Genomic DNA, 23,215 nt, shown 5'->3' on the forward strand with positions numbered 1-23,215 from the left:
GATGCCCATTGTTTGAAAACAGCAGCTGGCCGGGCATACTTTGCGCTTAACCCGCTTTGCCCAGGAAAGCTTTCAACTGGTCGATGTGCTGTTTGTCATGCAGGATGAAGTCCATAAGATACTGATACGCGGAAAATGGATGGCCATCCCCGTCCATATGCTCCTTGACGAACGCTTCATCATTCAATTGTCCCAGGAGTCGGAGAATTTCGCTGCGGCAGCGAATGGTTCTGTCAATAATTTCTTGTTTGTCCGTTACTTTAGCATATTCAACTGCTTTTCTGTTGAATTCATCATAGTCGAGATGCTGCACGGTTACTGGCTGGTGAGTGGCTATTTTTGCAATAGCTTGTTCCAGAAAATAGTTGTCCCATAGCATAATATGTGCAAGTACATCTCTTGTTGTCCACTTGCCCTCTTCAATCGGCGTTGTCCATTTTCCTTCGTCCAGCTGCGTTATTGATTGAACAAACGGAATCAGGCCAGAAAATTGTTGCAGTAGCTGTTCTTTATTTTGCATGAACGGGACCCCTTTTCTGGAATATTAAGCAACTCTATACTACAAATTCGACTTCGTTCTCTCTTTCCCTTTCTGGAGCCGTCAAGTCTATGTAAAGGATGAGCTGATTCTTCCTGATACAAGAAGGATTCAAACACGCAAGAAAAAGATGATAAATATTTTTCGTTAGCTGATTCAAAACAATACCCGGGGTTAATATACATACATGACCCCCCATTGATATAGTTTCATTTTGGCCCGCCTTATTGGCGGGTCCTTTTTTTGTTCTCTGTTCTTTTGGCTGCTCGAAACGAAACGAACCTGATAAGGAAGCAGAGATCCGCTCCGTTATCAGGTTCGCCAGGTTACTACCCGGATGGGTTTGAGCTTATGTCCGCTCCCGGTCCTTGCTGCGCATTCCCGCAAGTCCGATCAGACCAAGCAGACCAAGCCAGCCCCAATTGGAGCCTCTGTTGTTACCCGTTGCTGTCGCTCTGTACGTGTTGGCATTGGTTGTTCCATAAGTGTTCATTCTGCCCGTGCCAGCCGTGTTACCGGTATAGGTATTGCCATAGGTGCCATTGTTCGTACCGGTTCCATAGGTAGTGCTGTTACCGTAGGTACCTGTGCCCGAGGTATTACCGGTGCCTGGATACGTATTGGCCCCATTCATGCTTGAATTGCTGGTTGCGAACGCGGGCACCAACAACATGATGGAAATGAACGCACAAACGAACATACTTGTCATCATCTTTTTCAAGGGAAGACCTCCATTTGGGGTTATAGATTGTGTTCCCTCTTGGTTTCTCCTCTTGCCCAAGCTTTTATTCAAAAAAAAGCTGCAGCCCCTTGCATGCTGTTGACCCGCATGAAGTGTGAAATTTTTACTGGGGCTGGCCATTTTTCAACGATAAAATTCTTTTGCATTATCCAGCAGCCGGGAAGCTGCGTGGTCCTCTTGTATACCTTTGATCAAAGCAATCTCGGCAGCCACCTCGCGCACCATTTCCGGTCTGGTGCACTTGCCGGCGAATGTCCCTTCAAACGGCCAGGGACCATCCGTTTCCGTCATCATTAGCTCGATTGGATAATCCTTAACGATCTGTCTGATCTCTTCCTCATACTCGACATCCGGCGTTACCGATATGCGGAAACCGGCCGCCCGTATCCGCCCGAGGGTAGCGGAGGAACCTTTGAACCAATGGAAGTGGGCCCGTCTTACCTGATGCTTGTCCAGGATATCGCAAGCCTTGTCTGCGTCCTCATACACTGCGTGCAGCACGAGAGGGCGGTCCAATTCGGCTGCCAGAGCCGCAAATTGATCCAGCACCTGCAAATAAGGACCTTCGTCAAATGGCCGGCCTGCTTCGCGTGCTTCCAACCTGGTGTAATAAGGCAGTCCGACTTCACCTATGGCGAACGTTTCACCAGCTTTGTTCCGGTCCCTGATCCATCCCATGAGCTCTTCCAACTGGCTGCCGGACGGAAGAATCTGCTCCGGGTGGAAGCCATAGGCCGGAATCAAACGGCCGGGATATTTCATCGCTAACTCCCTATTGATTTTGCAGGATTCCAAATGCATTGATACCGCGACCACAGCCGTTATCCCCTGGTCAAATGCTCTCTTTAACATGGCATCTCTTTCCCCGGATGGATACAAATCCACATGAATATGCGCGTCGATATAGTTCTGTCCGCCGCTCTTCAATGCAATTCCCCCTTGCGACCGCTCTCTAGGCTGCCAGCCGCCGGTCCGAGCATTCGATAAATATCCAGCTTCATGGCGTTGAACTCCGGATCATTCCACAGCTGCTCGCTGCTGCGCGGACGGCGAAAAGGAACCGTTATCTCCTTCATAACAACAGCCGGCGAAGCGGATAATACAATAATCCGGTCGGACATTAGCAGCGCCTCCTCGATGCTGTGGGTGACAAGCAGCACAGACCGCCGGTGTTCCTCCCAAAGCGAAAGCAGCCAGGTCTGCATATGGAGCCTGGTCAGCGCATCAAGCGCTCCGAATGGCTCATCCAGACACATCAGGGGCTGTGGGGACAACAGCGCCCTCAGGAACGATACCCGCTGCTGCATCCCCCCTGAGAGCACATCGGGATATGCGTTAGCAAGACCGCCAAGTCCGACTCGCTCCAGCCATTCTGAAGCCATTTTCCTGCCCTCCTTGCGGGCAATTCCGGCTATAGATAATGCCAGCTCAATATTGCCTGTTACGGTGAGCCAAGGGAGCAGAGCAGCCTGCTGCGGCATGTAGGCAATCCGACCGCGCTCGCCGCCGCTGATTCTTCCGTTTATCCGAATCTCCCCGGAGGAAGGTGGTTCCAGACCGCCAATCATTTGAAATAAGGTCGTTTTCCCGCTGCCGGATGGACCGATCAGCGAAACAAATTCGCCATCCTTCACATGGAAGCTCACATCGGCCAAAACAAGCTTTGCCGATTCGCCTTCCAAAAAATGCTTGGAGACGGATAACAGTTCAAGCGCATTCTCTGCCATATAATGGTTATCCCCTTCCCTTTTCCGGCTTGCGACTGCCCCCGCGAACAAGAAATTGCTCTGCCAGGCTAATAAGGCCAAATAGAATCAGGCTGAGTACGACAATAATCGCTATTGCGGAGAATACATTGGCCGTCTGCCATCCCCGCTGGGAGACCAGCATAAAATTACCCAGCCCTTCACTGCCCCCGATCGATTCCGCATAAATGGCGCTGATTACACTGTACGAAGCGGCAATTTTAAGACCCGAGAACAAATAAGGCACGGCATTGGGAAGCTCCAACCGCCAGAATAGCCTCCCTTTGGTAGCGCCGATCATTTTCATATAATCAACCAGCTTGGGATCGCTTTGCGTCAGCCCTGTAAGCATGGCGACGACTACAGGGAAGAAGCATACCAATATGATCAGGATAAGCCTCGGCAGAATGCCGAATCCAAACCACACGACAAGCAGTGACCCCAGCGCGATGACCGGAACATTCTGGGTCAGCACCAGCAAGGGGTAAAACCCTGCTTTCGCACCCGGTATAACATGCAGCAAAGCGGCGAGCACGAAGCCCGCCGCCGTTCCTGCCATGAATCCGAGCAGCGTTACGCCCAGTGTCGACCATGTATGATGCAAGAGCCTCGGCGTCTGCTCGATTGTATTGGATGCAATCGCAAGCGGAGACGGAAGAATATAAGGCTCGATATGAAACAGGATGACCACCGCCTGCCAGAGTATAACAAATGCCCCAAGCACGGCAGCAGGCGGCCAAAAATTGCGAAGCTTATTGACCATCGGGGTATTTCTCCAGCAGCCTGTCCATAGAAGCGCCGCCTTCCGGATTATAATACACTTTGATCTGGGAGATGACAGATGGGCAGCCCATGACGGTCATCGCCTCATTCATCTCCTGAACGATGGACAGCAGTTGGTTCAGTTCCCCTTCCATCGTGGTTTCGAGCGGAGCTACGCGGTACGGCACCCCAGAGGCTTTAATAATCTCAATCGCGCGGTCCACGTATGGGAGGACACTTTCTCCTCCTGGCGTATGCGGCAAAATTTGAATGCTTAACAAGGCGTTTGACATCGGTTTTATTTTCCCCTTTCCATTCGAGCTCTTCAATTTCGATCTGCTATTCAGGCAAAAATTCATTCGTGAAAGCTTTGTCTGCTTCAAGCTCTTTGTCCAAAAGCTTATGTTCAAACATCCAGCCTGCGTAGTTAGCCCAAACTTCCTTTCGTTGCTCCCCCCATCGGGCGGCGTCATCCTGATAACGTGGACTGAGCCATTTCTGGCTGGCACGGACCAGATCCGCGTTAAGATCAGGCACCGCTTTAATCAGAATTTCCGCTGCGTCCTCGGGATGCTCGATCGCATAGGCATAACCTTCGGATGCTCCGGCAACAAAAGCTTTTACGATATCGCCATTCTCGGCAATCATTTTCTCATTGGTTTCCAGTACTGGTGTGTAATAATCCAGCTTGTCGCTGTAATCCGTCAAATACATCATGTTGATCTTATCCCCCCGAAGCTCCGCCTCCACTCCGGTCCATGCATAATAAATCCAGGCAAAATCAATATTCTTCTTGACGGCTGTAAAATAATCCGCATCGCCGATGTTGACGATCTTGACCTTGCTTGCGTCCGCCTTCTCTTCCTTCATCAGCGATTCAATGACTGCCGCTTCTGCAGGAGATCCCCAGCCCCCGTAGGTTTTGCCTTCAAAATCAACCGGCGTTTTAATGTTCTTATCCGCGGGCGAAGCGAAGCCGGAGGTATTATGCTGAATAACAGCTGCGATGGAAACCAGCGGAACACCCTGAATCCGCGCCTGGGTGATCCCCTCCTGGTAGCCGACGCCAAATTCCGCAGCACCGGTTGCAACCATCGTATCGGCACCCGCTTCGCCAGGCAGAACAATTTCCACATCCAAGCCGTGATTTTTGAAAAAGCCGTTGTCCCTTGCTACATACAGACCTGTATGGTTCGTATTCGGGGTCCAGTCCAGCACGACTTTGACTTTCGTCAACGCCTCCGGATCGGAGGACTTCCCTCCAGATTCTTGACTGCCGCCTTTATTGTCTGTATTCCCTGTGTTTTCGCTGGCGGTCCCTGTTCCATTGCCAGTCTGCCCTGCGCCGTTCTCTTTGGCGCCGCAGCCCGCCAATACGAGCAGCAGAACAAGCGCCGCCATTCCCCATTTTGCTTTTGTAAATGGTTTGTTTCCTGCCATAATACCGCTGACTCCTCCCTGATATCTCCCATGATGAGCGACCATAGCTGCTAAAAGACCCCGAGTTCATAAGAAAAAGCGCCTCCCGCTGGAAGACGCTTGTAAACGGCTTTGTATACTCCATTCCCTCCCTTCACAAAACGAAAAGTGAAAGAGGGCTGGCTACAAGGCAATTCCTACGCTGGCATTATCCAGATCAGGTCAAAGGGTCGGGATGATATCGGTATCCCCTCTCAGCCGGCCAATTCCAGCTCCCCATCTCGTATTCAGTTGTGTCGCATCATCTATTATAACAAACACAGCCGTAAAAGCCACATCTTTGTAATGCGCATAAACGGCTTCAGTTACGATGAGCCGCGGCCGCCCCGAAATTTAGCCGTGTGCGCTTTGGCCTCATCCGTGTTCGTAACCCGGTTGCGGCTCCATTCGATCAGAATGCGGTCGATATAGCGGAAATGCAGCTTGCCCGCAAACACGGACTCCTTCAGCGCAAAACGGATCAGCTCCTCGGCGTATTGGTCCTGGTCCAGCCAGGCACTGATCGTCTCGCATTCCATAGGCGACAAGGGCCGGCCGAACTCCTGCTCAAATACCGAGAACAGATCCGCCGATTTCGCCATGGCAGTACGTTTTTTCCCACGCTCGGATTGGATCGACTGCCTGGCTTCATCGGCCAGCCATTCGGCGCAGCGGATAATCAGCCCGTTCCAATTGTAACGCTCAGATGGGATGCCGCTGATGGGATCCATATCTTCATCAATCATCAGCAGCCCCTCCTTCATCAGCCTTCCAAGCTGCTGTCCCACGGCTTTGGAGCTGGTGCCAAGCCGCTCTGCCAGCTGCTCGGGCGTCGGAAAATCCACCTGTTCCAGCTGCCTGAACATCATGAGCTGGATAAACAGCAGCATATCGGCATCGGCAATGCCGATGGCCTTATATGAGCGCATTAACGCCGCGGGGACCACAACACCGCCGCTGTTCATAGCGGCTGCCATCCCCCGGGCGTATGCTTTCCACATTTCATTCTTCAAAAGTGAGCCCCCAAACTTCGCAATTCTGAGATTCCCATTTACGAATCCATTCGAATGTTCCTGGTATTAGTTATGGATATAAACGATACAGGGTACGTGGGAATGCAATCGTTTCGCGGACATGCTCCAGTCCGCAAATCCAGGCTACTGTCCGTTCAAGCCCAAGGCCAAATCCCGAATGCGGGACGCTCCCGTACTGCCTGAGATCCAGATACCATTGATAAGCTTCCGTAGACAGTTCATGCTCGGCGAAGCGCTCGGCGAGCAGCTGCGGGTCGTCGATCCGCTGCGAGCCTCCAATAATCTCTCCATAGCCTTCGGGTGCGATCATGTCTGCACATAACACGACCTCCGGCCGGTTCGGATCCGGCTTCATGTAGAAGGCTTTGATCGAAGTCGGATAATGCGTTATAAACACCGGCTTATCGAATGCCGCGGCAATGGCTGTTTCATGAGGCGCGCCGAAATCCTCGCCCCAAGGAATATCGAAGCCTCCGTCGTGCAGCAGCTTGATGGCCTCGTCATACGTAATGCGCGGGAATGGCGCCTGAATAGCTTCCAGCTTGCTCACATCTCGCCCCACCGTCTCAAGTTCACGGCGGCAGTTGGCAAGAACGGACTGCACCACATACGAAATAAACTGCTCCTGCACCCGCAAATTTTCTTCGTGGTCGACAAAAGCCATCTCCGGCTCAATCATCCAAAACTCAATCAGATGGCGGCGTGTCTTCGATTTCTCCGCCCGGAAAGTCGGACCAAATGAGTAGACCTTGCCCAAAGCCATCGCAGCCGCTTCCATATATAATTGACCGCTCTGCGTCAGATAAGCGTCCTCATCGAAATATTTGGTATGAAACAAATTCGTTGTCCCCTCGCAGGAGGACGGTGTCAGTACCGGCGGATCGACGAGTGTGAAGCTTCGCTCATCGAAGAATTGCTGGATGGACCGGATGATTTGGGCGCGGATGACCATAATAGCCCGCTGCTTGGCTGAGCGCAGCCACAGATGGCGGCGGTCCATCAAAAAATCAACGCCATGCTCCTTGGGCGTGATGGGATAATCCTGCGTGATCTGAATAATCTCGATTTCCTGAACCGTCAGCTCATAGCCGGAAGGACTGCGCGGCTCCGCGCGGACCTCTCCCTTCACATAGAGGGAGCTTTCCTGCGTCAACTGCTGCGCGGCCGTCCAGGCCGCTTCCGGCACTTCGCTTTTTACTACGACTCCCTGTACAAATCCCGTTCCGTCACGCAGCTGCAAAAACTGAATTTTGCCGCTGGAACGTTTGCCGCCGAGCCAGCAGCCGATCCATACGGTTTGACCGGCATGCTGATCCAATTGTCCGATTGTCGTTAAGGTTCTCATTTATATCCCGTCCTTTTTTTGGTTTAGAACAGCTCAGGCAAACTGCTTCACCAATTGATAAGTATCTCTTGCAATCAGAAGCTCTTCATTGGTAGGGACCACCATTACGCTCACACGCGAATCGTCTGTGGATATCAAGCGTGCCTCGCGGGAACGCACTTCATTTCGCTCTTCATCCAGCTGCACGCCCAGAAACGTGAGATTCTCGCAAACGGCCTTCCGGACCGCTACCGAATTTTCCCCGATTCCCGCCGTAAACACCAGGACATCCAGACCGTTCATCCCTGCCGTATAGGCACCGATGTATTTGCGGAGCCTGTAGGTATACATGTCGAAGGCCAGCTTCGCCTGCTTGTCGCCCTCATTCATCGATTCCGTAATCTCCCGCATATCGCTGCTAATCCCGCTGATCGCCTGGAGTCCACTGTGTTTGTTGAGCATGGAATTCACTTCGTTCAAAGTTAGTTCCTCCTTGTTCATCGTGAACGGAACAATAGCAGGATCCAGATCTCCGCTGCGCGTTCCCATCATCAGCCCCTCCAGCGGAGTAAGTCCCATGCTGGTATCATAAGAACGTCCATTCACAATCGCTGCGCAGCTTGCGCCGTTTCCGATATGACAGGTAATCATCTTCAGGGAATCCAGCGAGCGCCCCAGCTTGATGGCTGCCTGCTGGCTGACATAATTGTGCGAGGTCCCGTGAAAACCATAACGGCGAATCTTGTGGCGGCGGTAAAGCACCATGGGTATCGGGTACAGGAAGGTTTCCTGCGGCATGGTTTGATGAAAAGCAGTATCGAACACAACCACCTGCGAGATGGTCGGCATATTCGTCTCCACCGCCGTAATTCCCATCATGGCCGGCGGATTATGTAAGGGGGCCAGGTCAAACAACCGGCGGATTTCCTCTTTAACCTCCGGTGTGACCAACGTCGACTGCTTGAAGCTTTCGCCGCCATGCACGACCCGGTGTCCAACCGCTTTGATTTCGTCCAGGGAACTGAGCACTCCATGCTCGCGATGAGTCAGCATTTCACTTACTTTTTTGACCGCCGCATTATGATCAAGAATCTCGCTGACCACCCGCACTTCGGGCTTGCCGCTTGTTTCGTGGGTCACAATGGACGAATCCATGCCGATACGCTCAACGCTGCCATGAGCCAGCACCGCTTCATTACTCATGTTGTACAATTGATATTTCAGGGAAGAGCTGCCAGCATTCATGACCAGTATTATCATTGACGGTCTCCATCCTTATCGTAATGAAAGAAGCCAACACCGCTTTTTACACCGAGCTGGCCCGCGCGGACCATTTTCTTGAGCACGATGGACGGACGGTATTTAAGTTCACCATATTCACGGAACATACGCTCCAGCGCAGCCAGAATGGCGTCCAGCCCGAAGCGGTCGGCCATCTCGAAGGGTCCGTTCTGGAAGCTGTAGCCGATCCTCATCGCGCTGTCGATATCCTCCGCTGAGGCGACTCCTTCCTCCAGCACATGCAACGCTTCATTGATGAACAGACAGATCAGCCTCGTGGTAACGAATCCTGGAGATTCGAATACCATAATGCCTTTTTTTTGTATAATATGCTCGACAAAATGCTTGGTCCGGTTGAAGGTTTCATCAGAGGTTTTCAGTCCACGGACGATTTCCACGAGATCCGTACGATTGGCCGGGTATACAAAATGCATGCCGATCACACGCTGCGGATGTGCGGTGACACTGGCAAGCTCCGTCAAGCTGAGCGTCGACGTATTGCTGGCCAATATGACATGGGGTTTGCAGATTTGATCCAGTCGTTCAAAGATCATTTTCTTGCTTTCCAGATCCTCGGTAATCGTCTCAATAATAAGCTCGCAATCTCCCAGTTCCTCCAGCCGGTGAATAAGATGAATCCGGTTCAAGGTAAGCTTCTTCTCCGCCCGGGTCAAAGCCCATTTCTCTATCTGGCGGTCGAGATTCTGCTCGATCTGCAGCAGAGCCTGCGCAAGCTTCTCTTCGGAATATTCGGTCACATAAACTTCCAGACCATTAAAAGCCAGCATTTCGGCAATGCCTTGTCCCATGGTCCCGGCGCCAACGACGCCAATTTTACGCATAATCAATGATGTCATCCTCCATTTATCATTCCGCTGCAGGAAGCAGCAAATACACGGTCTGAGCCATGAAATGAATTCGGCGTTGCCGTAAACATAAATTAAGAAGGCCTATATCTTCTAATTATAACGTTTTTACGCAAAAAAAGAAGGCGAACCCCCCGTTCGTCTTCTTTCCTGCATATAAGGTCAGGCTAATTGTGTCAAAGCCTGCGCATCGGCAGACTGTTTTTGCAATAACAGCCGGAAGCGGTCACCGCCAAGCGTTTCTTCCGCGACAAGAACATCAAGGGAATGGAGGAAAACAGTTTTCTGATCAGCCAGCAGAAGCTTCACTCTCTCCATCAGATCATCCAAAATGGACTTGTTAACACTTGCCCAGCGGTCGGGAGTAATCATGGAATTGTCAATAATGCCAAGCTCCGTCAGACCGCATTCCACCATCGTCCGGACAATATTCATCGCCTGATCAAAATCGCCTCGCGAGCCCGTGCTGCGTCCGCCATAGAACAGTTCTTCGGCCGCTGCGCCACCGAGCGCAATCATAATTTGCCCTTCAAGAAATTGCTGCGTGTACAGATAATGGTCCTGCTGCGGATTATGACGCACATAGCCCAGAGCTTGCCCGCGCGGTGACAATGCAACCTGCGAAACGCTGCCCGGGCGCACGAGCTCCGCGACAATCGCATGCCCCAGCTCATGCAGGGCAACCCGCTCCCGCTCTTCTTTGGTCGATTCGCGGTCTGTCTGCTCACCCATCATCACTTTATCGATCGCCATCGACAGGTGGCGTTGCGAGATCGATTCGGACTCCTCACGCATGGCGTAGATGGCCGATTCATTCATGACACTTTCAAGCTGCGCGCCGGAGAAGCCGAAGGATTCCTCCGCAATTTTCTCCAGGCTCACTTCTTCATGAAGCGGCTTGTTGCGGGCATGAATGCGCAGAATATGATCCCTTCCCTTCTTGTCCGGCAGATCGACAACGATATGACGGTCGAACCTCCCCGGACGAAGCAGGGCACTGTCGAGTATTTCCTTGCGGTTCGTAGCTCCCATGAGCAGAATACGCGGCTTCTCGGCCGTATGAATGCCATCCATTTCCGTCAGCAGCTGATTCAGCGTCTGGTCGTATTCCTTATGTTGGCCTCCGTCGCGCTTGCCGCCGATGACATCGATCTCATCGATAAATACGACTGCGCTTCCTTTTCCTGCTTTTGCAGCTTTCTGCCGGGCTTCCTTAAATAAATCCCGGATACGGCTGGCACCGACCCCGACATACATTTCAACGAATTCTGAGCCTGAAGCAGCCACATAGATCGAGTCGGTGTATGTGGCCGCCGCTTTGGCCAGCAATGTTTTGCCCGTTCCCGGAGGACCCGTCAACAGGATTCCTTTGAGCGGACGGATGCCAAATTTGGAGATTTTCTCTTCATGCACGAGAAAGTCCAGCGCCTCGACCAATTCCTGCTTGGCCCGCTCCTGACCGCCAATCTGCTCAAAAGAGAGCGGGGCCGGTGCTGCTAGTTTTCCTTTGCGCTCACTGCCGATTGCTGCCAGATTCCCCCGCGAGCGAACGATATAGAACACGCCGGCCATCATGGCCATAAAGAAAACAATAGGAATCATATTAATACCGACAATAAATTGCAAAAATAGAATGAGAACGGGAAAAAAACCGATCGCAATTTCCTTCGAATAGTTACGCATTCGGCCACGCTCCCATCTGTGCGGCTATTCTTGGCAGCACAATATGCTTGAAATCATCGCCGTCTCTGAGCGTAATGTAGACATTGCTCTCGTCCATCTCCGAAACAGCCTGAATGCCGCTGAACTGCTGCTCAGCCTGCTTCAGTGTTTGCGGGATATCCGAATAATTCCGGTGATCCATCGCTTGCGCAATACCAAACAGCATGGATGACCATACGGTGTCCAGCTTCTGCTGGTCCGTGCTCTCGCGGATTTGAAGTTTCAGCTCGCGTCCGCCGATAACGGATTTGCCTTCCTGGTAAATCTTATCGTAGACGGCTCTAATATCCGCATTTTTATCCAAGGTCAATTCCACCGTTACAGTATCGCGGCCAATTTCCGGCTTTGCTTCCGTGACGCCGGGAATTTGTGCTGTAATCTGTTCAAGTGGTCGAATGGTAGTCATATTTCGGTATATATACCAGCCGCCGACAAGCAAACATGCAGATAATACAGCTGTAATTAATGTTGGAACCCATCTAATTTTCATGGCATGAAGCCTCCTTTGTCGTACGATTGTATATATTAATATCTATCAGTTTTACTATACGATAGTATATCACATTTTTTAAGGGATAGGCATGAGAAAAAACAGGGAACGAACAAAAAAGCGCGCTTGGCGTCTTTGTTCACTCCCTCATTAATTGGTCGACAACGTGTAAGTAATAATGAACGAACCGTCCCCATATTTATAGAAATCATAATAATTAAAAGTCTTCGAAGAATTCTTGTCCGCATAAAATACTTCCCATACGGGCGCTCCGTCCAGCATCCCGAGCTTGATATGGTAGAGGTCGGCTGCGGGGGATTTTTTCCGGAACTTCGATTTGATTTCCGACTCCGTCACACCATTTTTGGCTTTGAGCTTGAGCGGCTCCTTCACCATCCATACATAAGCGTCGTCGCCATCTTGATCCTTGCCTTCCACAATCCAAACAGGCTCATCCCACACAAATCGATGTGATTTCGTCGCTTCCTTTAACCCGCCTGTTTGGACGGCCAAAACTTCTGCGCTGTGTTCTTCCTTCCAGAGCGTGGACTGTACGGACCGGTAATAAAGATTAAGCCCAATCAGAATCAACATGACGACAATGGCCCCAAGCAATAACCACATCGTTCGGGTCATGGCAGACGGCCGCCGTTGACGATTCCTGCGCATTATCGCTCAAGCAGCCTTTCAAAGCATTGCTGGGCTTCTGCACGTATTTTGGCCTCGTCCAGCAACAGGCACTCGCCACCGGAAACGACCTGCCTCCCGTTAATCCAGACATGCTTCACATCACGCCCTGATCCGGCATAGACCAGATGCGAAACCATCTCAGTCTGCGGATAAAAATGCGGCTGCTCCGTGTCGATTGCGATAAAATCGGCTTTTTTGCCAACCTCAAGCGACCCCAATTGTGTCTCCTGCCAGACCGTTCTGGCCCCGTTCAAGGTTCCCAGCTTTAATGCTTCATAGGCGGGAACTACGGTAGGATCGCCGGTTATTCCTTTATGGATCAAAGCTGCCAATCTGATCTCGTCAAACAGATCTAAATTATTATTGCTTGCCGCGCTGTCCGTTCCAAGCGATACGGTAACTCCGGCCCGGATCAAATCGGGAACCCGGGCGATGCCGCTGGCCAGCTTCAGATTGCTTGCCGGATTATGGGACACGCCGACATTTTTTTCTGCCAGCAGCGCAATTTCCTCGTCATGGAGATGAACAGCATGGGCAACGAAAGAAGGACGAGAGAAGAAACCGAGCTTGTCCAGATGCTCCACAGGCCGGCAGCCGTAATCGTTCACATTCTGCTGCACCTCGGCAGCCGTCTCCGACATATGGGTATGTAACGGAACGTTTAATTCATGAGCCGCTTCAATGATACGTTCGATATAATCAGGGGGACAAGTGTAGGGAGCATGCGGGGACATCATCGTCGTTATACGTCCATCCGCCTTGCCGTTCCAGTCTCTTGCGAAGCTTTTGGCCTCCTCAAGCTTGGCCGTCTGTACATCGGACGGGCACAAACCGATTACACCGCGTGTCAGAACACCCCGGATGCCGGATTGCTCTACAACCTCTGCTACGATATTCATCCTGTCATACATATCCACAAAGGTCGTCGTGCCGGATTTCAACATTTCAATAACCGCCAGAGATGTGCCCCAACGGGTGTCCGCATCGATATATTTCCCCTCCATCGGCCACATCTTCTGCTCCAGCCATACCTGAAGATTCTGATCGTCCGAGTATCCGCGGAGCAGCGACATGGCCGCATGGCCGTGCGTATTGATCAAGCCCGGCATGAAGAGAAGCCCCCGGCCGTCCAGACGCTCGGCACCTTCAGGCAAGGGATTTGGCGGCTCTTCGTCCAAATAGATTATCCGGTCATTCTCCACCACCATATGTCCCTTGATTACGGGAGCCTTCTCATTCATGGTCACAAAGGTTCCATTTTCAATCCACAAGCGGTTCATCCGTTTCGTCCCCCTCTTTTTCCAAATAATATGCCAAGCTGAGCAGCTCGGTCGTAAAATCCGCATAATGGATCCTGACATGCTCCGGAACCCGAAGAATCGTGGGGGCAAAATTCAGTATCCCTTCCACTCCCGCTTCAACAAATCCATCGGCGACATTCTGCGCTTCGACTGCTGGCACGGTAATGATGCCAATCCGGATATTGCGGGCAGCCACGATGTCCTTCAACTGATCCATCGGCATAACAACCAGGCTGTTGATGGCGGCTCCGATCATAGCCGGATTGGCATCGAATACAGCGGTTATTTTCATATTGTCCTTTAAATACGTATTGTAATTGCACAATGCCCGCCCCAAGTTGCCTGCGCCGACGAGGCCTACGTTCAACCCCTGGTCAAGCTTGAGAATCTGCCGGATCTTCTCGATCAGATAGGACACGTCGTACCCGATGCCTTTGCGTCCGAATTCGCCAAAGTAGGCAAGATCCTTACGGATTTGGGCAGGGTTGAGATCCAGTTTATTGCCAAGCTCCTGCGAGGATACGGTTTGAACATCCCTCTTGCTCAAGTCGCTGAGCACCTGCAGGTAAACCGGAAGTCTGCGGACGACTGCTTCGGATATTTTTTTCATTGCTCCACCCCTTCTTGACCTGTGGACAACCATTCCCCGATGCGCGGAACGATCTGCTCCAAATGCATATGCTCAATCTTCGGTCCAGGAAGCGAGTAAAGGAAATACTTGCCATAGTAGGTATCAATCACGCGCGTATCATAGATAAGTACAATACCCCGATCCCGGTTCGTGCGGACAAGCCGTCCGAAACCCTGCTTGAAACGGATGACGGCCTGCGGGATAGACAACTTCATAAACGGATTCTGCTTCTGCTCCTGCAGCATTTCCGACTTGGCCTCCACAAGCGGATGATTAGGAGGCTGAAAAGGCAGCCGCACAATCGCCAGGCAGGTCAGCGCATCGCCAGGGATATCGACCCCTTCCCAGAAGCTGCTGGTTCCCAGGAGAACGGATGCCGCCTGCTGCTGGAAGCGGCGGGTCAGCTTGCTGCGGTTGCCGCTGTCGATCCCCTGTCCAAGCAGTTGTATGCCGCTCGGGGCCAGAACTTCTTTCAGCGGATCATAAACTTGACGCAGCATCCGGTAAGATGTGAACAGCACCAGCATTCTTCCTTTGGTCTGAATAGCGGCCTCGCCCAAAGACTTAACCAGCATTTCATTAAACAGCGGATCGCCCGCTGCTCCCTTAAGCACAGGGAAATTCCGCGGAATAATGACTAGCGCCTGATCCCTGTAATTGAACGGGGAAGGGAGCTGGACGGTCTTCAGCTTGCCGCTTTGTTCATCCTGTTCCAGACCCAGCTGCTCGCAGGCATATTGAAAGGACTTCTGTACGGATAAAGTGGCGGAGGTAAGCACAACGCTTCGTTTCGTATCGAAAAAATAATTCCGCAGCTGCTCGCTGACATTGGCGGGGACCGCATACAGATGAATGGATTTGGCCCGGTAATTATTATTGGCTTCGATCCAGTAAACCATTTCTTTCTTGTCGGCCTTCATAAACTGGCGGAGGTCATCCCGGGCTCTGGCCAAATCCTTGACCGTCCCGCTCAAATCGGTCACAAGCGCGGCGATTCCCGGGTCGTCCAACTCCTCCTTCACCTCAGCGAACAGCTTATCCAGCGGCCGGATGATCTGGCTTAAATAACCGTGGACGATTTCTTCTACAGCCTGGGCTTCAGACCATTGAGCAGGCATTTGGCTCCTGCGCAGCCGCAGTACCAGTTGGTTGGCATCACCGGCGGCGGCGGCTTCCTGAACCGCGGGATATCCCTGCCTGCCGCTTGCGGCGGTTCCTCCCAGGAACGTGAACAGCATATCAAACAAACGGTCCCATTCATCGCGCAGTTCTCCGAAGACCGGTACGACCTCGTCGATCTGCTCTCTCCACTTTGCCGCCTTTTCCAAGTCCTCATGAGACAACCGGTGCTTCAACAGAATAAGCTGGCCGTTGCGCGCATCCTTGCAAAGTCTGCCTACCGGATGGTGAACCGTATGATAGGACACCTGGGTGCCCAAATGCTTGCCCGCCACATCTTCCAGATGATGCGCTTCATCAACGATTAAATGATCATAACCCGGCAGCAGCCTGTGATCGGCGCGGATATCGGTAAACAGCATGGAGTGATTGGTAATCACCACATCCGCAATATTGGCTTCCTGTTTAGCCCGGTGATAATAACAGCGCTTGAACCAGGGGCAGCTGCGGTTGAGACAGGAATCGGCGTCACTTGCCACCGTGCTCCAGAATTCACTGCCCCTGTTGCCAAAGTTAAGCTCCTCCTGGTCGCCATGCTCGGTTTCACTCAGCCATACTACCATCTGTGCAGCCGTGATCCGGTCTTCGTTGCGGGAGGCGAAGTCCTGCGCCCCTACTTTTGCTTCATATTTACGAAGGCAAAGATAGTTGCCGCGCCCCTTGAAAACAGCCGCCCTGAAAGGATACGGCATAACGGATTGCAAAAGCGGCAGATCGCGCTGACGGAGCTGCTCCTGCAGATTAATGGTATGCGTACTGACGACTATCCGCTTTCCCTGCTGGACACCATAATATAAAGCCGGGATCAAATAACCCAGCGATTTCCCCGTGCCCGTCCCTGCTTCAATCATCAGATGATGGTCGTGTTCAAAGGCGTCGATCACTTCCTGAAACATCATGTTCTGAGGCTCGCGCTCCTCGTAACCGGGATTAAGCGCGCGGATTCCATCTTTTATATGCTTCAGAAAGTCATCGAACGACCATTCATGAACAGACTCCGCTTCGCCTTCACCGCTTCTAGCCGGCTGCTCCTCCGTCCAATCGCCCGCTTTCATGGCAAATTGGCGAAAGTAGGTATAGGCATCAAGATCAATAGAGCTTTGGTTTTCCTTGAGGGTGACCATCTGCCCGATGAACCAGGCCATATCGTCGATATCGTCATTAAACAAGCTGACCAGCCGCTCCAGCGTCATCAGAGGCAGCTGTTCTAGCTTGCGGTAGCATTCAATAAACAGCTCAGCCGTAGCCATCGCGTCACTGTCCGCACGATGGTGCTGGTCATGATCAATCCCGAATAATTCCGTAACCGCTCCCAGTTGATAAGTTGTCAATGTGGGATACAGCACACGCAACAAATCAATCGTATCGAGCCGGCGTCCGGCAAATTGCATATAGCCGCTGCGGTCGAGCGCCGAGTTGAGAAACCCGGCGTCGAAACCGACATTGTGCGCGACCAGTACCGCATCGTCCAGCAGGGGGATGAGCTCCAGAAGCACATCCTCCACAGAAGGCGCGTCTTGAACCATAGATTCGTCTATCCCGGTTAATTGTGTAATAAAAGACGGGATTGCAATGCTTGGCTTGACGAAAGTATTATAAGATCGGGATATTTCCATGGATTCATTAAGAATAACAAGTCCAACCTGTATAATTTCATCGCCGGCACTATGTCCGGTTGTTTCCAAATCGAGTACCGCATAATTCATCCGGCTATGACGTCCTTTCGCAAAAACTAAAGCTGCCCGCTCCCAAAATACAATGACAAATGGCCGTTTGTATGCTGCTGGCAGGACTTGATATTGGAGACGGGATCGGGAAAATCGGGGTCGGATTCATGAGCTCTTGCAAAATAACGCTCGGCCTGCTCCAAATTCAACCTGATCGCCTGGATGCATCCCAGCGCGTTAAGACCCAGAGCCCGCCATTTGGCATTGTCAGTCACCTCGATAAGGAGTTGAAAATGACGCTGGGCTTCCTGCCATTCCTGAAGATGCATCAGGGACATAGCCAGAAACAATTTGGCTTCGTTATATTCCGGTGCGTGAAGCAGAGCCTCCATAAAACACGCAGCAGCTTCCTTAAACATAAACAGCTTGAAATAGCCCTGGCCTTTGATGAAGGCTTCGCAGGAAGCCGTCTGATCGGGATCGTCCGCTGACAACGGAGACTCAGGTTCAGCATGGACGGCTTTGCCCGGCGCTAGATGCTGCACAAGCATATATTTCTCGGCTTCCGCCAGGCATTCCAGCTCTGCCTGCGTTGGGACGGCAGCACTTGCCCCTGTAGCTGCTGGAACTTGCAGCTGCCCGGACTGCATGTCACGGAAATCAGCCATTTTTTCTTCAAACTGCAGCCAGTGTTCGATGAAGCTGTCACTGAACTGCTTGAGAACAGCAAGCTTTTCATCCAAAAGTTGTTTCTGCTCGGCATCCGCATAAGGATAATGAATAATAATATCGTCCAGCGTTTCATGCAGTGTTCCAAATACCTGATTAATCATCGCCTGCATCCCACCTTCACTTGATATCGTGAATTTGTTATGCTCATTCTTTGCCCTGGCCATTGTTTTCATACCCCATTCCAGAGGTTACACTGGCTTGGCATTGGATGTGCGCGGGAACTGGCGGAGTTACAATATTGTGGCGTGAATTTCTTCCGTCATTGTTTGCACGGGACGATTGTCCGCATCGACAATGACTACCTTGGGTTTATAAGCCTTCGCTTCTTCTTCACTCATCATAGCATAACAAATAATAATGACGTTATCACCTGGCTGCACAAGCCTTGCGGCTGCACCGTTCAAGCAAATGACGCCGGAGCCTCTTGGTCCCGGTATCACATAGGTTTCCAGCCGCGCCCCGTTATTATTATTGACGATTTGAACCTTCTCATTAGCCCAAATATCGGTCAGCTCCATTAAATCCTCATCAATGGTAATACTTCCCACATAATTCAGATTGGCTTCCGTAACAGTTGCCCGGTGAATTTTTGATTTCATCATCGTTCTAAACATGCGGTGCACACCTCCACTTCTGTTCCACAATTCGGTTATCGATCAAGCGCGTATCTCCGAACCTGACGGCTATCGCAATGATGAGCGGTTGGGTACTCGCTGCAAGCTCCATGTCATCCGGCAGATCTGTCAGGTCCGGATAGTGGAGCAGCTCGGCATAATCAATATCAGCCAGCGGCGCCTGTCCGATATAGGAACTGAGCCGTTCCTTGAACAACGGAGCGGTCATCCCGGGCTCCTTAGCCCATTGTTCCGCCTGCTCAAGCGCCGAATTCAAGATGATGGCCTGGCGCCGCTCTTCTTCATTCAGAAACACATTGCGCGAGCTCATAGCAAGTCCATCGGATTCGCGCAGAGTAGGACAGCGTATTATTTCAACGGAAAAATCCAGGTCGGACACCATCCGCTCCACAACCGCCACCTGCTGGGCATCCTTCATCCCAAAGTATGCCCGATCCGGCTGAATCAGATGAAACAGCTTGCTTACAACCGTTCCCACCCCGTCAAAATGTCCCGGTCTGGAAGCGCCGCAAAGACGTTCCGTCACTTCGCTGAGCAATACTCTCGTGAGCGGTTTCGTCGGATACATCTCACTCACATCCGGCATAAACAGCACATCGATTCCGTTGTTTTCCGCAAGTGCCGCATCGCGCTGCTTATCCCGGGGATAGCGGTCAAAATCTTCATTGGGACCGAATTGCAGCGGATTGACAAAAACCGACAGAACGGTAAAATCACATTCTTCTTTGGCGCGCTTCATCAGGCTGGCATGACCTTCATGCAGGAAACCCATCGTCGGTACAAGTCCGACCCTGCTCCCCGGAAACCCTTCCTTATATAGAGCCAACTGTTCTTTAAGCTGTTGTTTGGTTGTGCATACGATCACGGGAAACCGTCTCCTTCTCATCGGCTGATTGTGCCTCGGACGTATCGTTTCCGTATACATGTTTCAGCGGTTCAAGCTCGGATTCGAAAGCATGCTCCTGCTGGGGGAATGCGCGGGATTTTACATCCGCTACATACTCACCAATCGCATTTCGCACGGTTGCTCCCAGATCCGCATAGGTTTTGACAAAACGTTTCTGCCGGTAAGGGGACGCATACTGCAGGATATCGTGGTAAACCAGTACCTGTCCGTCACAGCCCCGGCCCGCGCCAATTCCGATCGTAGGGATCGTCAAAGACTTGGAAATGGCTTCCGCCAGTTGTTCCGTCACAAGCTCCACTACGATGGCAAACGCCCCGGCAGCCTCCAGCGCTTTCGCGTCATCGATCAACTGCTGCGCTTCCTTTGGCAGCTTGCCTTGTACTTTGTAGCCTCCAAGCTGATGGACCGACTGCGGCGTCAGGCCTATATGCCCCATAACCGGAATTCCAGCCCGGACGCAAGCGGCAATCTCTCCGGCAATATCGGCCCCACCCTCCATCTTGACGGCGTGGGCATGACCCTCCTGCATCAATCTGGCGGCATTGCGCAAAGTTGTTTCGTTCCCTAGCCGGTAGGTCATGAACGGTAAATCGGTCACAATAAAAGTATGCTGCGCACCACGGGCAGCAGCCCTGGAATGGTACACCATATCATCAAGGGTAACAGGTATGGTCGAATCATAGCCAAGCACGACATTGCCGAGGGAATCCCCAACAAGAATCACGTCGATTCCTGCTTCCTCGGCCAGCCTGGCGGATGGATAATCATAGGCAGTCAGCACTGAAATTGGCTCGCCGCTTTGCTTCATTTTTTTCAACTTGGTAATAGTCAACGGTTGTTTCATGAGCTTTCTTCCTCCTTTGAGGTAAATGGATTGTAAATGCAAAAAAACCTTTCAGCTGCCGCTAAAAAGGTCCCATCCAAAAAGGAACGTCCTGATTGCCACCAGCGGCTTCCTTCTGTCTCGGTCCCTAACGGCTCAGAGCAGAGTACGCACAGCTATGCAAAAGACATCAAACAACCAGTATGATTGCCGAAAACGGATTTCTGTCGGTGCGGTTCTTTCACTTGCAGATACCGCCCTGAAATCTGTCTTGATGAATAATTCGAGTATAGCAAAAAAACGTCTTCCCGTCTATGCGCCACCATCACCTGCCGGCAACTTGATATCTGCCGAGAATACCGGGATAATTTCCCCGCCTGCAAGCTTGACGAGGAGAGCTCCGCGGTCATCCAGGCCGACCGGCGTTCCTTCCACAACCCCGGATGGGGTAACCAGTCTTGCCTGTTTATGCAGCGTAATCGACCGTGCCTCCCATAAGCTGCGTATTGGTGCGAAGCCTTCCTTGTGATAGAGGGTATAGAGCTGCTGGAACTGGGATATAAAAGCGGCTATTACCTCTGAGCGTTCAAGCGGCCGCCCAAGCGCGATCCGAAGAGATGTAGCGGCCTCCAGCAGCTCAGGCGGATAATCCGTCTCCTCCAGATTGACACTGATTCCGATACCCGCCACTACATAACGAAGCCGCTCGTCCTCGGCAGTCGATTCCAGCAGAATGCCGCTGATTTTTTTACCGCCAATAAGCAGATCATTGGGCCATTTGATTCCAATATCCAGCGGTGCGATTGCCATAAGCGCCCGGCTCAGCGCAACTGCCGCAAGGAGGGTAAGCTGCGGCGCAAACTGCAGTGGTATTTCCGGACGGAGCACCATGCTCATCCATACTCCTTTACCTGGAGGGGAAACCCAATGACGGCCCATACGGCCTCTTCCTTTTGTTTGCTGCTCCGCTATGACAAGCGTTCCTTCAGGCGCACCTTCCTCAGCCATTCGCTGGGCAATGTTCTGAGTGGAATCTACGGCATCGAGCAGCTTAATAGAAGGGACGAATGAGGATTCCTTCAATTTCTCCATCAGATCAGGCATGGTCAGCCTGGACGGTTTACCCAGCAGCCTGTAACCCATTCTGCGAGAAGCTTCAATTCGGTATCCCATGCCTTCCAGCTTCTTGATATGCTTCCACACCGCGGTGCGGCTTATGTTTAATTCCCGGCTGAGCACCTCGCCGGATAGATAACGTCCTTCCTCCTGCAGTTCCAACAAAGCGATAATCCGAGTGTCCATACCTGCTCCTAACCGGTTTTGTTAGTCATTGATGACTTCATCCCTGTTTACTTGCTCCGCATAATTCAGCAGCTGCTCTTTTTCGTTGGCAACCTCTCCCAATGCAGTAGCGCGAAGCAGCTTCTCGAGCAGCCTCCCCAGCCATGGACCTGCAGGCTTACCTACCCGGGCCAGCACGGCCGATCCATCTGCGGCAAGCCCCGAAAGAGAGAAGGCTGGCAGGGAATCAAGTTCCCGCTTCAAGCGGTTAATCAGGCTGTCAGAATAATCTGCCTCCACGCTTGAACCCGTGGTGCGATCCAGCGGCGGAATTGAATGACGCTCCGCAGCCGAAGGCAACAGTCCGGGAAGCTCGCCAATGATCCGCAGCCATGCGCGGCTTGCATATTCGCCATGTTCCAGCACCCGCAGCTTCCAATCCTGCAGCAGGCTCAGCCATTCGTTCTCGCTGCGGAAGGACAGATTCTTTATCGCTTCTACCATAGCTTCATGCAGAGCAATAATGGCTGTCAGCCTTGACGCCCGTCTGGCTGAGAAGCATAATGCCTGAAACAGCCCTTTCACCGCCGGCAGCGGCAAATCTCCCGCCAAGCAGCAAGCTGCCCATCGGTCATCCGGCTCATCAAGAAGCGTAATATTTGCAAGGCTCCCCAGAGACTCTCGCCTCCCTCCCCATGCCTGTATACGCTCAGGCAGCGGTTCTTTCGTGTCGTCCATGAGCCCGCTTGCCGCAAACCAGACAATAGCCCGGTCCGGATGCGAACCGCCAATCATTTTGTCGCATTCCGATCCGATGCGTTCCATCGCAATGTTGACAAGCAGCCTCTGGTGCCTCTTTATGGCTCTCCAGGTTGCAGGCGCAATCCGCAATTCGTATTCGGCCGCAAACCTTATAGCCCGAAGCATACGCAGCGCGTCCTCCTGAAACCTGGCGTCGGGATCGCCGACACAGCGCAAAACGCCTTTTCGGATATCGTCCAGGCCGCCCACGGGATCAAATATTTCTCCGTTTGAACGCATAGCCATCGCGTTGATGGTGAAATCGCGCCGTTGCAGGTCCGCAGCCAAATTATCGACAAACTGCACGGAAGCCGGTCTGCGAAAATCCTCATAGCCGGATTCCGTACGAAAGGTCGTCACCTCGTAATGGCTATCGTTATGAATAACCGTTACTGTACCGTGCTTGAGCCCGGTCGGTATGGTTTGGGGAAACAAGTCCATCACCTGCTCGGGGCGTGCAGCGGTAGCGATATCAATATCCTTGAGAGGACGTTTCCAGAGCGAATCACGTACGCAGCCGCCTACAAAAACAGTCTCGAATCCGCAGGATTCCAGCTTCTGCAGAACAGGCAGCGCGGCAGCGAGGGCCGTTCCTGTCGTCTTCAC

23 protein-coding genes and 1 riboswitch are annotated in these 23,215 nt (G+C 52.1%); all 23 genes read right to left on the reverse strand.

What is annotated here, in order from left to right:
- Positions 1 to 46: 46 nt before the first annotated feature.
- Positions 47 to 520 (reverse strand): DinB family protein, encoded by a 474-nt coding sequence (locus IEY46_RS13885; protein WP_188992589.1) that lies wholly within the window; start codon positions 518 to 520, stop codon positions 47 to 49.
- 367 nt (positions 521 to 887) lie between these two features.
- The gene (locus IEY46_RS13890; RefSeq protein ID WP_188993824.1) at positions 888 to 1,250 is read right to left on the reverse strand and encodes a WGxxGxxG family protein; all 363 of its coding nucleotides are present in this window, start codon (positions 1,248 to 1,250) and stop codon (positions 888 to 890) included.
- Positions 1,251 to 1,403: 153 nt separating this feature from the next.
- The gene (locus tag IEY46_RS13895; protein ID WP_188992590.1) at positions 1,404 to 2,207 is read right to left on the reverse strand and encodes a TatD family hydrolase; all 804 of its coding nucleotides are present in this window, start codon (positions 2,205 to 2,207) and stop codon (positions 1,404 to 1,406) included.
- Positions 2,204 to 3,007 carry an ABC transporter ATP-binding protein gene (locus IEY46_RS13900; protein WP_188992591.1) on the reverse strand — a complete coding sequence of 268 codons (804 nt, stop codon included), beginning with the start codon at positions 3,005 to 3,007 and terminating at the stop codon, positions 2,204 to 2,206. Before IEY46_RS13900 ends, IEY46_RS13895 begins: the two co-directional genes overlap by 4 nt.
- A gap of 7 nt (positions 3,008 to 3,014) precedes the next feature.
- The gene (locus tag IEY46_RS13905; protein ID WP_188992592.1) at positions 3,015 to 3,788 is read right to left on the reverse strand and encodes an ABC transporter permease; all 774 of its coding nucleotides are present in this window, start codon (positions 3,786 to 3,788) and stop codon (positions 3,015 to 3,017) included.
- A complete protein-coding gene (locus tag IEY46_RS13910) occupies positions 3,778 to 4,080 on the reverse strand; it encodes a thiamine-binding protein (RefSeq protein ID WP_188992593.1) in 303 nt (100 codons plus the stop codon). The genes IEY46_RS13905 and IEY46_RS13910 overlap by 11 nt, the downstream gene beginning before the upstream one ends.
- A gap of 46 nt (positions 4,081 to 4,126) precedes the next feature.
- Positions 4,127 to 5,227 (reverse strand): ABC transporter substrate-binding protein, encoded by a 1,101-nt coding sequence (locus tag IEY46_RS13915; RefSeq protein WP_188992594.1) that lies wholly within the window; start codon positions 5,225 to 5,227, stop codon positions 4,127 to 4,129.
- 156 nt (positions 5,228 to 5,383) lie between these two features.
- Positions 5,384 to 5,495, reverse strand: a riboswitch (TPP riboswitch).
- A gap of 76 nt (positions 5,496 to 5,571) precedes the next feature.
- On the reverse strand, positions 5,572 to 6,258 hold the full coding sequence (locus IEY46_RS13920; protein ID WP_188992595.1) for a DnaD domain-containing protein: 687 nt from the start codon (positions 6,256 to 6,258) through the stop codon (positions 5,572 to 5,574).
- A 70-nt stretch (positions 6,259 to 6,328) separates the two neighbouring features.
- Positions 6,329 to 7,624, reverse strand: a complete 1,296-nt coding sequence (gene asnS, locus IEY46_RS13925) for an asparagine--tRNA ligase (protein WP_188992596.1) — start codon at positions 7,622 to 7,624, stop codon at positions 6,329 to 6,331.
- A 33-nt stretch (positions 7,625 to 7,657) separates the two neighbouring features.
- Complete coding sequence (locus tag IEY46_RS13930; RefSeq protein WP_188992597.1) at positions 7,658 to 8,863, reverse strand: acetate kinase; 1,206 nt, start codon at positions 8,861 to 8,863, stop codon at positions 7,658 to 7,660.
- Positions 8,860 to 9,741: a 3-hydroxyacyl-CoA dehydrogenase family protein gene (locus IEY46_RS13935; protein ID WP_373288804.1), complete on the reverse strand. Its 882-nt coding sequence runs from the start codon at positions 9,739 to 9,741 to the stop codon at positions 8,860 to 8,862. The genes IEY46_RS13930 and IEY46_RS13935 overlap by 4 nt, the downstream gene beginning before the upstream one ends.
- Positions 9,742 to 9,912: 171 nt before the next feature.
- Positions 9,913 to 11,433 carry an AAA family ATPase gene (locus IEY46_RS13940; RefSeq protein ID WP_188992599.1) on the reverse strand — a complete coding sequence of 507 codons (1,521 nt, stop codon included), beginning with the start codon at positions 11,431 to 11,433 and terminating at the stop codon, positions 9,913 to 9,915.
- A complete protein-coding gene (locus IEY46_RS13945) occupies positions 11,426 to 11,962 on the reverse strand; it encodes a hypothetical protein (protein ID WP_188992600.1) in 537 nt (178 codons plus the stop codon). Before IEY46_RS13945 ends, IEY46_RS13940 begins: the two co-directional genes overlap by 8 nt.
- Before the next feature lie 150 nt (positions 11,963 to 12,112).
- The gene (locus IEY46_RS13950) at positions 12,113 to 12,598 is read right to left on the reverse strand and encodes a cell wall elongation regulator TseB-like domain-containing protein (RefSeq protein ID WP_229750287.1); all 486 of its coding nucleotides are present in this window, start codon (positions 12,596 to 12,598) and stop codon (positions 12,113 to 12,115) included.
- A gap of 32 nt (positions 12,599 to 12,630) precedes the next feature.
- Positions 12,631 to 13,932, reverse strand: a complete 1,302-nt coding sequence (locus IEY46_RS13955; RefSeq protein ID WP_188992602.1) for an amidohydrolase — start codon at positions 13,930 to 13,932, stop codon at positions 12,631 to 12,633.
- Positions 13,913 to 14,563, reverse strand: a complete 651-nt coding sequence (locus IEY46_RS13960; protein WP_229750288.1) for a redox-sensing transcriptional repressor Rex — start codon at positions 14,561 to 14,563, stop codon at positions 13,913 to 13,915. The genes IEY46_RS13955 and IEY46_RS13960 overlap by 20 nt, the downstream gene beginning before the upstream one ends.
- The gene (gene dinG, locus IEY46_RS13965; RefSeq protein ID WP_188992604.1) at positions 14,560 to 17,469 is read right to left on the reverse strand and encodes an ATP-dependent DNA helicase DinG; all 2,910 of its coding nucleotides are present in this window, start codon (positions 17,467 to 17,469) and stop codon (positions 14,560 to 14,562) included. Before dinG ends, IEY46_RS13960 begins: the two co-directional genes overlap by 4 nt.
- A gap of 26 nt (positions 17,470 to 17,495) precedes the next feature.
- Positions 17,496 to 18,326: a tetratricopeptide repeat protein gene (locus IEY46_RS13970; protein WP_188992605.1), complete on the reverse strand. Its 831-nt coding sequence runs from the start codon at positions 18,324 to 18,326 to the stop codon at positions 17,496 to 17,498.
- A 66-nt stretch (positions 18,327 to 18,392) separates the two neighbouring features.
- A complete protein-coding gene (gene panD / locus IEY46_RS13975) occupies positions 18,393 to 18,776 on the reverse strand; it encodes an aspartate 1-decarboxylase (RefSeq protein ID WP_188992606.1) in 384 nt (127 codons plus the stop codon).
- On the reverse strand, positions 18,769 to 19,662 hold the full coding sequence (panC, locus tag IEY46_RS13980; protein ID WP_373288805.1) for a pantoate--beta-alanine ligase: 894 nt from the start codon (positions 19,660 to 19,662) through the stop codon (positions 18,769 to 18,771). The genes panD and panC overlap by 8 nt, the downstream gene beginning before the upstream one ends.
- Positions 19,631 to 20,548 carry a 3-methyl-2-oxobutanoate hydroxymethyltransferase gene (gene panB / locus IEY46_RS13985; RefSeq protein ID WP_188992608.1) on the reverse strand — a complete coding sequence of 306 codons (918 nt, stop codon included), beginning with the start codon at positions 20,546 to 20,548 and terminating at the stop codon, positions 19,631 to 19,633. The genes panC and panB overlap by 32 nt, the downstream gene beginning before the upstream one ends.
- Positions 20,549 to 20,839: 291 nt before the next feature.
- On the reverse strand, positions 20,840 to 21,829 hold the full coding sequence (locus IEY46_RS13990; RefSeq protein ID WP_188992609.1) for a biotin--[acetyl-CoA-carboxylase] ligase: 990 nt from the start codon (positions 21,827 to 21,829) through the stop codon (positions 20,840 to 20,842).
- A 21-nt stretch (positions 21,830 to 21,850) separates the two neighbouring features.
- Positions 21,851 to 23,215 (reverse strand): CCA tRNA nucleotidyltransferase, encoded by a 1,365-nt coding sequence (locus IEY46_RS13995; protein ID WP_188992610.1) that lies wholly within the window; start codon positions 23,213 to 23,215, stop codon positions 21,851 to 21,853.

This window comes from Paenibacillus nasutitermitis, from assembly GCF_014641075.1.
Classification (GTDB): domain Bacteria; phylum Bacillota; class Bacilli; order Paenibacillales; family Paenibacillaceae; genus Paenibacillus_Z; species Paenibacillus_Z nasutitermitis.

Coding starts and splice junctions, on each gene's coding strand:
- IEY46_RS13885 (WP_188992589.1), bottom strand. CDS start 520: ATGCAAAATAAAGAACAGCTACTGCAACAATTTTCTGGCCTGATTCCG.
- IEY46_RS13890 (WP_188993824.1), bottom strand. CDS start 1,250: ATGATGACAAGTATGTTCGTTTGTGCGTTCATTTCCATCATGTTGTTG.
- IEY46_RS13900 (WP_188992591.1), bottom strand. CDS start 3,007: ATGGCAGAGAATGCGCTTGAACTGTTATCCGTCTCCAAGCATTTTTTG.
- IEY46_RS13905 (WP_188992592.1), bottom strand. CDS start 3,788: ATGGTCAATAAGCTTCGCAATTTTTGGCCGCCTGCTGCCGTGCTTGGG.
- IEY46_RS13910 (WP_188992593.1), bottom strand. CDS start 4,080: ATGTCAAACGCCTTGTTAAGCATTCAAATTTTGCCGCATACGCCAGGA.
- IEY46_RS13915 (WP_188992594.1), bottom strand. CDS start 5,227: ATGGCAGGAAACAAACCATTTACAAAAGCAAAATGGGGAATGGCGGCG.
- asnS (WP_188992596.1), bottom strand. CDS start 7,624: ATGAGAACCTTAACGACAATCGGACAATTGGATCAGCATGCCGGTCAA.
- IEY46_RS13930 (WP_188992597.1), bottom strand. CDS start 8,863: ATGATAATACTGGTCATGAATGCTGGCAGCTCTTCCCTGAAATATCAA.
- IEY46_RS13935 (WP_373288804.1), bottom strand. CDS start 9,741: ATGACATCATTGATTATGCGTAAAATTGGCGTCGTTGGCGCCGGGACC.
- IEY46_RS13940 (WP_188992599.1), bottom strand. CDS start 11,433: ATGCGTAACTATTCGAAGGAAATTGCGATCGGTTTTTTTCCCGTTCTC.
- IEY46_RS13945 (WP_188992600.1), bottom strand. CDS start 11,962: ATGAAAATTAGATGGGTTCCAACATTAATTACAGCTGTATTATCTGCA.
- IEY46_RS13950 (WP_229750287.1), bottom strand. CDS start 12,598: ATGACCCGAACGATGTGGTTATTGCTTGGGGCCATTGTCGTCATGTTG.
- IEY46_RS13955 (WP_188992602.1), bottom strand. CDS start 13,932: ATGAACCGCTTGTGGATTGAAAATGGAACCTTTGTGACCATGAATGAG.
- IEY46_RS13960 (WP_229750288.1), bottom strand. CDS start 14,563: ATGAAAAAAATATCCGAAGCAGTCGTCCGCAGACTTCCGGTTTACCTG.
- dinG (WP_188992604.1), bottom strand. CDS start 17,469: ATGAATTATGCGGTACTCGATTTGGAAACAACCGGACATAGTGCCGGC.
- IEY46_RS13970 (WP_188992605.1), bottom strand. CDS start 18,326: ATGGCCAGGGCAAAGAATGAGCATAACAAATTCACGATATCAAGTGAA.
- panD (WP_188992606.1), bottom strand. CDS start 18,776: ATGTTTAGAACGATGATGAAATCAAAAATTCACCGGGCAACTGTTACG.
- panB (WP_188992608.1), bottom strand. CDS start 20,548: ATGAAACAACCGTTGACTATTACCAAGTTGAAAAAAATGAAGCAAAGC.
- IEY46_RS13990 (WP_188992609.1), bottom strand. CDS start 21,829: ATGGACACTCGGATTATCGCTTTGTTGGAACTGCAGGAGGAAGGACGT.